The following is a 10,185-nucleotide window of genomic DNA, read 5'->3' on the forward strand; positions in this document are numbered from 1 at the left end:
TGGTTTAACGTACGTACGATGAAACCAATTCCCCCATTGTTAGCGAATATAGAGGAGCGAGAAGTCTTGAGAAAAATTAAAAAACAAAAATTTTACTTATTAGCTCTTTTACTACCATTTATTTTGTTCGTGATTGGGTTTGAAATAGGACCATTAGTGGCCATGCTGAAGGATAGTTTTTATGCAGATGATGGAGTTCAAGTGACGATTCAACAATACCTAACCATATTTAAAAGTAAATTTTATTTACAAGCTATTCAAAATAGCCTTGTCATTTCGTTGTTCTCTGCTGTTACTTCTGTGATTATTGCGGTTATTGCCGCCTATTCCTTTACAAAGTTCTCACAAAAAATACAAAATCGCTTACTGATGATTGCCAATATGACTTCGAACTTCGAAGGAATTCCGCTTTCCTTTTCCTATATTATTTTACTTGGAAACAATGGATTGTTTACGCTGCTTTTTTCTAAGCTTGGTTTGGATGTATTTGCAGGCTTTAATTTATATTCTTGGACAGGTCTCATTCTGGTTTATATTTATTTCCAAATTCCCCTTGCTGTTATGCTTATTTACCCATCATATCAGGGAATTAAAAAGCAATGGAAAGAAGCTTCTTCCTTATTAGGTGGAACGACCTTATCCTTTTGGCGCCACATCGGGATCCCGGTTCTTTTGCCTAGCATTGCCGGCACATTCAGTATTTTGTTTGCGAACGCGATGGGAGCTTATGCGACAGCCTATGCACTTGTCGGAAGCAACTATAATTTATTATCCTTGCAAATTGCCTCTTTAGTATCGAGTGACGTTACCTTAAAGCCGCAGTTGGGTAGTGCGATGGGTATTCTTCTAGCAGTGACCATGATCGCGGCAATGTGGTTCAATGAACGAATGATGCGCCGCATTAGGAGGGATTTACGATGAAGTCTTCATTAGTGTTTCATAAAGTGATCGTGGGCTTGCTTGTTATCTATTTATTAATCCCGCTAGTAGGAACGTTTTTATTCTCGATGGCTGGAAAATGGGATCATACGATTCTACCAGAGAGTTATACAGTGAAATGGTATATTGAATTATTTCAAGATGAACGGTTTTATCGGGCGCTGCAGCATACGCTGTTTTTAATTGTCGTGACGGTTGGTCTTAGTGTGGTAATTATGCTCCCAACGATTTTTATCATCACTGTCTATTTCGGTAAATGGGAAAAATGGCTTCAAGCAGCCGCTATGCTTCCATATGGTATACCGCCCATTGTTGGAGCTGTAGGATTAATCAAAGTATATTCAGATGGACCTATTCAAATTGCCGGAACACCATGGATTTTAGTTGGTGCTTATTTCATCACGATTCTGCCATTTATGTATCAAGGTATTCGCAACAGCCTTCGTACAGTGAATGCGGTCCAGCTTGTCGATGCGGCCGAATTACTTGGGGCCACAAAATTCCAGGCGTTTCGTACAGTGGTGTTTCCCAATATTATCTCTGGTATTTTAGTATCTACCTTATTATCCGTCGCGCTTTTATTTAGTGAGTTTGCTTTTGCCAATTTGCTTGTCGGGGGCCGATTTGAAACGATTCAAATTTATCTTGCCGATAAACTCAACAAGAGTGGTCACTTAACAAGTGCCATTGTGATTACGTATTATTCTATCATTTTACTTTTAACGGGGACTGTACTAAAACTTACATTCAGAAAAGAGAATGCTCCTGTCTTTTCTAATAAGAAACGATCTCTTTCATTTTTAAAGAAATCATACCGTCAAAAAAATACAGCTTTAGAAGGTGAAAATCCATGAGCTATGTAACGATTGATCAAGTGACGAAGGGTTATAATCATCAAGACGTGTTAGAAAATATTTCATTGACATTAAAAAAGGGAGAATTTGCGACCCTTCTTGGACAAAGCGGGTGCGGAAAAAGCACCTTATTACGATCCATTGCCGGACTTGAAGATGTGGATAAAGGAAGTATCTTCATTGATGGAAAAGATATTACTCATTTATCACCGCGTAACCGTGAAGTAGGTATGGTGTTTCAATCGTATGCATTATTCCCGAATATGAACGTTTTTGAAAATATCGCTTACGGCCTTAAAATGAAGAAGGCAAAGGATATTAAATCAAGAGTAACGAGGATGATTGAACTGGTAGATTTGATTGGAAAAGAACAGTCCTATCCTCATCAATTATCTGGTGGTCAACAACAAAGGGTGGCTCTTGCCCGTGCACTTGTCATGGAACCAAAGGTCCTGCTTTTGGATGAGCCGTTAAGTGCATTGGATGCGAAAATTAGAAAGAACTTACAAAAGGAATTAAAGAGAATCCAGAAAGAATTAGATATTACCACAATTTTTGTGACCCATGATCAGGAAGAAGCCATGACAATGTCCGATCGGATTTTTGTCATGAATAAAGGAAAAATTGTTCAATCCGGTTCACCAACAGAAATTTATACCTCGCCCGTCAATACATTTGTGGCGAAATTTATCGGAAATTACAATGTTTTGAGTATCGACGTTTTCCGTAAACTTGTTCAAAGCACAGAGATAGACGGGAATGAGGTTGCTATTCGTCCTGAAGTTCTACAACTAGTTTCCGCTTGTGAAAATCATTTGGATTTACAAGCGAACTGGGGTATTAAAGGGATTATTAAAGATGTTTCCATGACAGGAAATGTTTTAAGATATGAAGTAGAAACAGAAGAGTCCGCTTTCCTGGTAGATGATCTTCATCACCAAGGGAAAATGCTTGAACAAGGAGCACAGGTGCATATTCTTGTACCAAAGAAAGAATGCATTATGTTAGCTAATTAGAATGGGCTTTTCGTAATGGGAGGAAGTCATATGTCTGTTTTGCCAGAAGAAAGAAAGAATGAAATTTTAAAAGAACTGAACAAAATGGGAAAAGTAAAAGTCATTGAATTAGTTGAACAATTTAATGTTTCAGAGGAAACTGTTCGACGTGATTTGATGATATTAGAAGAGAAAGGACTTTTAAAGAGGGTTTACGGTGGAGCGATTAAAACGGTCTTTGGATTTGAGGAACCTCCATTCACACACCGTACAACTGTGAATCAAGAAGCGAAAGTTAAGGTTGGGAAAAAAGCAGTAGAACTCATTTCTAACGGTGATGTGATTGTCATTGATGTTGGGACAACCATGCTTGAATTTGCGCAGTGTATTAACAATAAAAAAGACATTACCATTTTAACCAATTCTCTTCCTGTGTCATCTGTGTTAACCGAATTGCTTAATCAAAATATGTTTACAGGACAAATTCTATTACTAGGTGGACAAATTGATCCAAAGCAGCAATCCATAAGCGGCGGTCTCACTGAACAAATGTTAAATCAATTTAATATTGATAAAGCGTTCATTTCAGCTGGTGGTGTTTCTCTTCAAAGTGGAGTTAGTAATTATCATTTACACGAAGCATTAGTTTCTCGCAAGATGGTTGAGGTAGCAAAGCAAGTTATCTTGCTAACGGATTACTCTAAATTTGGTGTAGATACATTTTGTAAAGTTTGTCCTCTAGAAAAAGTCGATGTAATTGTCTGCGAGCAACCATTTCCAGAGGAATGGAGAAATGATTCAAAATTAGAGGAAATCAATTGGATTCAAGGATAGTCAATTGATAAAATGACATATCGAGAAGGAAGAGGGAATACTCTCTCTTTTTTGATTGGATTCTTTTTGCTAGAGGTAAAAAAGCTAGAAAGAAAAATTAGTAGATAGAATGAGAAAAGGAGCTAAATAGCATGAGCTTCATTGCAATAGATTTAGATGGAACATTATTAAACGACCAGAATGAGATTAGTGAAGAAAATATAAAGGCGATTCAATATGCCCAAGATCGGGGTTTTGAAGTCGTTATATCCACAGGACGGGCTTATTTTGACGTTCAAACCATTTGTAAAAAAGCTGGGATTGCACCATTGATCATTGGGACAAATGGATCAACCATTCATTCAAAGGACGGAAAGGTGCTTTCTTCTATTACGATTTCGAAAGTAAGTGTCGAATTGATTCTAAAGTGGTTAGATGAACGGGATTATTATTACGAAGTGTTTACGAATAAAGCCATTTATACGCTTAAAAAGAGGAGAGAACATATTTATCAAGAGATTCAGAGCCTGAAAGAAGCAGATTTGGATTCGGATTGGACAGAAGTAGTAGAAGTAGCGGAAAGACAATTTGAACAGTTTGGCTATGTTCTCGTTGAAAACTATCATGATATTTTGAAACAGGAGGAGGAATTTTTTAATATAGTAGCCTGTTCTTTTGATCAAAAGAAATTAGCGGAAGGATGGAACCAATTCAACATGTTTGATGATTTGATGGTTGTTTCATCTGCTGATTATAATATTGAAATTACTAGTAATAGAGCTTCAAAAGGAAATGCCCTAGAAAAATTGGCTTTCATGCTGAATGGCTCCTTAGAGCAGTCGATGGCAATCGGGGACAGCAACAATGATTTATCCATGTTCCAGAAAGTTGGATACAGTGTAGCGATGGGAAATGCGAAAGATGTCATAAAAGCTGTTTGTACCACGACAACCCTTAAAAATGATGAGAATGGGGTAGCTTACGCTATTTATCGATATATGGAGAACTTCGTGGTTCAAAAATAAGTGTCATTGTCGAAGGAGAGAGCGCTAAAATGGCATGGATATAGATCATAATGACAGGACTTTTGGAAATTGTTTGGGTGATCGGTCTAAAGTATTCACTCGGGTTCACCAAAGTAATACCAATCCAATATAGAAACGCAATGATAACACGTCAAATTAGGCGTGTTTTTTTACGTTTGGGCACATCTAGGGGCATGCATCTTCTACAATTTGAAAGACGCTGTAGGTGTTTCTATTTTAGTATCAGAATTTATATCATTGAACTTTGAGAATTGTCCAGCTCCAGCGCCCAGCAGCTAGTGTACTTCGCGCTTCTCCCTACGATAAGTCAACATCGAATCGCTAACGCTCTTCGTGTTGTCTAGCTGCAACGCCTAGGGGCTCGGGGGCATAAGCCAATCCGTCAAGAAGGCTAAAAAGCAGCCTTCTCGCCAGCTCGTCTTATGCCTGTCGCCCCTGGGCAAGGCGTTTCCACTTTTCTATTTTCCTTTATCTCAGTCGAAGCGCTCCAGTCCATACGCTGCTAAACGGGTGCTTCCGCTTTTCTTCGTTCCGCTCAACTTCAGAATTTCTTCAGAAATTTCTTTGTTCGTTCCGAAGAAATATTTCTTAAGATAAGGATACTAAAAACGAGGGAGGGAGACTTATGATGGAAAATATCCAAGAGAAGCTACAATTTTTGCACAAATTTTTGCGAGCACCGAAACAAATCGGCAGCATTACGCCTAGCTCGATGTTTTTGGCTAAAAAAATGCTCGAACAGGTGAACTGGAATCGGGTCGATCATATTGCCGAGCTTGGAGCGGGTACGGGCGCCATAACCAAATATATCGATGTGGTAAACCTGAAAGACGCGAATGTGATGTTGTTTGAGAAGGAAGCGTCGTTGCGCGATCAATTAATGAGACGGTTCCCCGCTTATTCCTGTTACGCGGATGCGTGCAAGCTCCGGGAAGCGCTGCAGAACGAACGGATTGAGCATCTGGACTGCATTTTGAGCGGACTGCCGTTTTTCAACTTCCCGCAACAGCTGCGCGATCAATTAATGGATCAAATCGTAACCTCGCTGAAGCCGGGCGGATTGTTCATCGCCTTCCAATATTCGCAGCAAATGAAGAAACAGCTGAGCACTCTGTTTGATATTGAGCACGTTCATTATGTCCCTTGGAATATACCGCCGGCATTCGTATACGTTTGCCGCAAAAGGCTTTGAAGCCGCATGAAAAAAAGCTTATTGCTTATTCACCATTGGCCTGGCCCCTTGCCATTCCTCAAACAGCATGTTTTTGGTGGACGTTGCGGGAGGAATTTTATTGTCGGAAACGCTCTGTTTTATCGAGCGGAAAATTTTCAGGTTTTGCAGAAAGGAGGGTGTTGCCCATGAATTACGATACGTTGCTATCGTTGATCCATCATCTCGGTTATGCTGCACTGTATTTCGCATTGTGGCTCGGCATCGTTGGCATGCCGATTCCGGATGAGGTTGTCGTGATGACAGGAGGCGCTGTAACGGCGAACGGGCTTCTTCACTCGTTCCCTGCCTTTCTCCTGACATATTTGGGTGTTATTTCAGGGTTGTCGCTAGGTTATGTACTAGGCCGAATATTTGGAACATCAGTGCTTGACCGGCTGCATCGAAGGAAAAAACTGAATAAATGGCTCAATTTTTCAGAGACATTGGTGGATAAATATGGTAGTTTTGCATTATGTATAAGTTATTTCTTCCCGATAATACGTCATGTCATGCCTTACGTAATTGGCATTAACAAAATAACATTCAAGCGTTACGCACTGTTCTCCTTCACAACGGGATTTGTCTGGACATCCATTTTCTTCACCGTTGGCTATTTGGTCGGTGATCATGCGCAGGAAGTCGGCGATCTCGTCTATCGTTACGGATTAAAGCTGCTATGGATACCGTTCGTCAGTGCTGCCGTATTCTTCATCATCCGGTATACTTCGAATCAAAAAAAATGGCAAGGGAGAGATAAAGCTTGATCTACAAAGTGCTTGTAGTTGATGACGATCCGGAAATTCGCGATGTGGTTCATATTTTTTTACGAAATGAAGGGTTTCGTGTATTCGAGGCCGAGGACGGCTTGCAGGCCTTGCATACATTAAACAGCGAAGCGGTCGATCTGATCATATTGGATGTGATGATGCCCAATCTAGATGGGATTAAAGCGTGTTTCAAAATCCGTGAAACGTCTAACATTCCAATTATTATGCTTTCCGCCAAAGGCGAGGATATCGACAAAATAACCGGGCTCACGACGGGAGCCGACGATTATCTCGCCAAGCCGTTTAATCCACTGGAGTTGATCGCTCGGGTGAAGGCTCAGCTTCGCAGACAGAAGCTGGAAGGAGGAAGCAATGGCAAGTCAGTGTCCAACAGTGGGATTATCGAAATTAACGATTTGATCATTGATAAAAGTCGCCATATTGTGATGGTACGTAGTAAAGAAGTATCGCTCACTCCGCTCGAATTTTCTATTCTGGAGCTGATGGCCAGCCACCGTGGGCATGTGTTTAATGTTGATAAAATATACCAGAGCGTGTGGAAAGAGGACAAATTTTTATCCGATAACACCATAATGGTTCATATCCGTAATATTCGCGAAAAAATCGAAGACAACCCGCGAGAGCCTAGGTATATCAAAACCGTGTGGGGAGTGGGATATAAAGTTGAATAGAAAATTCCTTTCCACTTTAAGCGGGAAAAAGAATATTCGAATCCGAATTTTCTGGGCAGCTTTAATAAGCTTCATCTGTATGGTGGCTTTATCATTGCTTCTCATTTATTTGTCGTTCGATATTGGGTATTTTGGAGATTTCATATTTATGATCGCCTCGTTTTTGTTCTTCTTCTTCCTTTTAACGCGACCCCTAGTTCGTTATTTACGGACCCTTGCCGAAGGTCTCTTGACCATAGCGGGCGGGAATCTGGATTATCGGCTGCCGATGTCTAATGAAGACGAGATGGGAGAAGTCGCCAAGAGCATCAACTTTATGGCTGAGCAGCTACAGGAAAAAATGAATCGAGAACGCCAAATCGAAAATTCGAAAATGGAACTGATTACAAGTGTTTCCCATGATCTGCGTACACCTTTGACCAGTATTATCGGTTATTTGAATTTGTTGAAGAATGACAATTACGAGAATCTCGAAGAACATAAGCGCTATATCAATAACGCCTACAACAAATCACAGCAACTAAAGAAGCTGATTGACGACTTGTTTGAATACACGCGATTAACAAGTGGGGCGGTGAACCTTTCTTTTACGAAGATAGATGTGAGCGGTTTGTTGGAGCAGATCATGAACGAATTCGAACCGATTGCGCAGGAAAATTCACTTACAGTTCGTACGATTCGCGATCAGACGCCGATTTACGGTTATGTCGATGCTGAAAAAATGGTACGTGCCATCGATAACCTATTGATGAATGCGCTCAAGTTTTCGATGAAACCCGGTGTAATCACGGTACGGCTGTCCGCGGAAGAGCAGCATATTTATTTTGCCGTCGAAAATATGGGTAAACCGATATCGGAAGAGCAGGAAAAGCTACTATTCGAACGGTTTTATAAGGCGGATCCGTCGAGAAACGACCATCACGGGTCGCCCGGCGCTGGCATGGGGCTATCAATTGCCAAAAACATCGTCGAGCTGCATGGGGGACGAATCTGGTTGAATCATCAAAACGGGCACTTCACTTTTTTTATCGAAATTTCGAGAATTTAGCCCTTAAGTACAGGGCCACATAAACATAATAGAGAATGAGCTTCACGGGAATATTCTTTTATACAAAGCTTCAATTCTTATAGTCACTGTTCATTTCCCCAACGCCTTTGCCACTAATGATGCGTAAACTTTTGCTCCTTTTGCATTTAAGTGGACACCGTCTGGAGAAAAAAATTCATCATGCCCTGAACTGGCGGCGTGCCAATTAACAAGAGTGGTATTCGTGAACTTTGTGGTTACATCTTTTAGTATATTGTTTACCACAGTTTCCCACGGGCGTGGGACACGGGTATTGATGAAAATAATTTTTCGGTCATTTCCAATTACTTCAATCATCGATATTAATTGATTCTTATTAAATGGGCCATTTGTGCCGAGTTCGATAATTACAGAATCCCCTAATGTTCCTTCTTGCTTCATTTTTTTTACTACATCCAATGCTTGAGACATTTGACGGCCTACTTTTCCGTCGGCATTTAATGAAGGAAAAGATTCAGTTAAATAAGGGGTAACATCAAGTAATATTGAATCACCAATTGCTGTCACCTTTTCATTTTTTTCGATAGAGGAATCCGTTTGCGGAAGTTTATTTTCACCGTCAGGTTTTGTTAGCTCTTCTTCTTTTGGATGAACAGCAGGTGAAGGAGGTACCTTTTTTTTCTGTTCTATTTTTAGTTGATTACTAGATCGATCCTCTTTAATTGCAGCATGCGTTTCCTCTTTTTTATCTGTTTTTGCAATCGTCACATTGTGAATAGCTAAAAATGAGACAATCATTATTAGCACTCCTACGCCAAGGACAATCCAACGTCTGAAAATAAAACGATTAAGAAACGATTTCTCCCTAGCAATCGTTCTCCACGTTTGTTTCAATCCTCCTTGGCGTAAAGGATTTTCGATGAATTTATAGGATAATGCTGACAAACCAATAATGCATGTTAGTTGGAATAGGACTCTGCCAATCGAAATTCCTGTTGTATTTATGGACGGACTCGTTAACACAAGGACAGGATAGTGCCACAAATAGATGCCATAAGACCGGACACCTAACCATTTAAGAGGTTTTACATTCAAATATTTACTGATGCTGTTAGCGGGATGAACCAGCACGGCTACTAATAACATAGTAGCAATTGACAATAAAACCATCCCTCCATGGTATAAGAATGGTTCGTATTGATTGGTAAGTCCAACCATTAAAAGGATGGCTACAAGCGCCATGGTCCCGACTAAGTTAAGGACAAGTCGTAACTGTAATGGTACTTTTGTAGCAAGTTTTTGACTCGGCCAAATAAGACCAAGTACTGAACCAATTAATAGAGAAAAAGCTCTCGTATCAGTCCCGTAATAGATTCTACTTGGATCCAATCCGGGTTGATATAATAAGGCCATTATTAATGCGGAAATACCGGCAACAGTGAGAGTAATATATATGATTGAACGTTTAGAGATAAAGCGTAACCCAAATGTAAGCAACAAGGGCCAGAAAAGATAAAATTGTTCTTCTACTGCTAAAGACCAAAAATGAGTTAATAAGGATGGTGATTGAAAGCTATCAAAATAGGATTGGTGATGAAAGATGTACCACCAATTACTAATATATAGTAAAGCAGCTAGAGCATCCGCTTGCAATTTTTCTAAAGGATGATGATGAAACAAGCTTACCCAACCAAATAGGATTACTAACATGGAAAGCATGGCTGGAAGTAAAGGTCTCGCGCGGCGAATCCAGAAATTCTTTAAATCAATTCTTCTTCGCTGTTCCCACTCAGTCATTATGATATCGGTAATAAGGTAGCCAGACAGCACGAAGAACAC

10 protein-coding genes are annotated in these 10,185 nt (G+C 40.1%); 9 read left to right on the forward strand and 1 reads right to left on the reverse strand.

Translation table 11 applies throughout. The features are described from left to right. The first annotated feature begins 66 nt into the window (after positions 1–66). From RTR43_RS17570 to RTR43_RS17610, 9 genes are all read left to right on the forward strand, one after another. On the forward strand, positions 67–921 hold the full coding sequence (locus RTR43_RS17570; RefSeq protein ID WP_312473523.1) for an ABC transporter permease: 855 nt from the start codon (positions 67–69) through the stop codon (positions 919–921). Beyond that, positions 918–1,793, forward strand: coding sequence for an ABC transporter permease (locus tag RTR43_RS17575; RefSeq protein WP_312473524.1), 876 nt, complete (start codon positions 918–920; stop codon positions 1,791–1,793). The genes RTR43_RS17570 and RTR43_RS17575 overlap by 4 nt, the downstream gene beginning before the upstream one ends. Next, positions 1,790–2,809 (forward strand): ABC transporter ATP-binding protein, encoded by a 1,020-nt coding sequence (locus tag RTR43_RS17580; protein WP_312473525.1) that lies wholly within the window; start codon positions 1,790–1,792, stop codon positions 2,807–2,809. Before RTR43_RS17575 ends, RTR43_RS17580 begins: the two co-directional genes overlap by 4 nt. A 30-nt stretch (positions 2,810–2,839) precedes the next feature. Beyond that, positions 2,840–3,622 carry a DeoR/GlpR family DNA-binding transcription regulator gene (locus RTR43_RS17585; protein WP_312473526.1) on the forward strand — a complete coding sequence of 261 codons (783 nt, stop codon included), beginning with the start codon at positions 2,840–2,842 and terminating at the stop codon, positions 3,620–3,622. Positions 3,623–3,753: 131 nt separating this feature from the next. Further along, entirely contained in the window at positions 3,754–4,626 is an 873-nt protein-coding gene (locus RTR43_RS17590; protein WP_312473527.1) for a Cof-type HAD-IIB family hydrolase, read from the forward strand. Positions 4,627–5,275: 649 nt separating this feature from the next. Next, positions 5,276–5,839: a class I SAM-dependent methyltransferase gene (locus RTR43_RS17595; RefSeq protein WP_312473532.1), complete on the forward strand. Its 564-nt coding sequence runs from the start codon at positions 5,276–5,278 to the stop codon at positions 5,837–5,839. Between the two features lie 167 nt (positions 5,840–6,006). Further along, a complete protein-coding gene (locus RTR43_RS17600; protein ID WP_312473528.1) occupies positions 6,007–6,624 on the forward strand; it encodes a DedA family protein in 618 nt (205 codons plus the stop codon). After that, entirely contained in the window at positions 6,624–7,319 is a 696-nt protein-coding gene (locus RTR43_RS17605) for a response regulator transcription factor (protein WP_312473533.1), read from the forward strand. Before RTR43_RS17600 ends, RTR43_RS17605 begins: the two co-directional genes overlap by 1 nt. A 148-nt stretch (positions 7,320–7,467) precedes the next feature. Next, positions 7,468–8,367, forward strand: a complete 900-nt coding sequence (locus tag RTR43_RS17610) for a HAMP domain-containing sensor histidine kinase (protein ID WP_312473529.1) — start codon at positions 7,468–7,470, stop codon at positions 8,365–8,367. Positions 8,368–8,457: 90 nt separating this feature from the next. On the opposite strand, the gene RTR43_RS17615 is transcribed toward RTR43_RS17610, so the two are convergent. Continuing rightward, the coding region (locus tag RTR43_RS17615; protein ID WP_312473530.1) for an acyltransferase family protein at positions 8,458–10,185 on the reverse strand (1,728 nt) is incomplete at its 5' end.

The sequence above is a fragment of the Neobacillus sp. genome (assembly GCF_031988165.1).
Lineage (GTDB): Bacteria > Bacillota > Bacilli > Bacillales > Cytobacillaceae > Neobacillus > Neobacillus rhizosphaerae.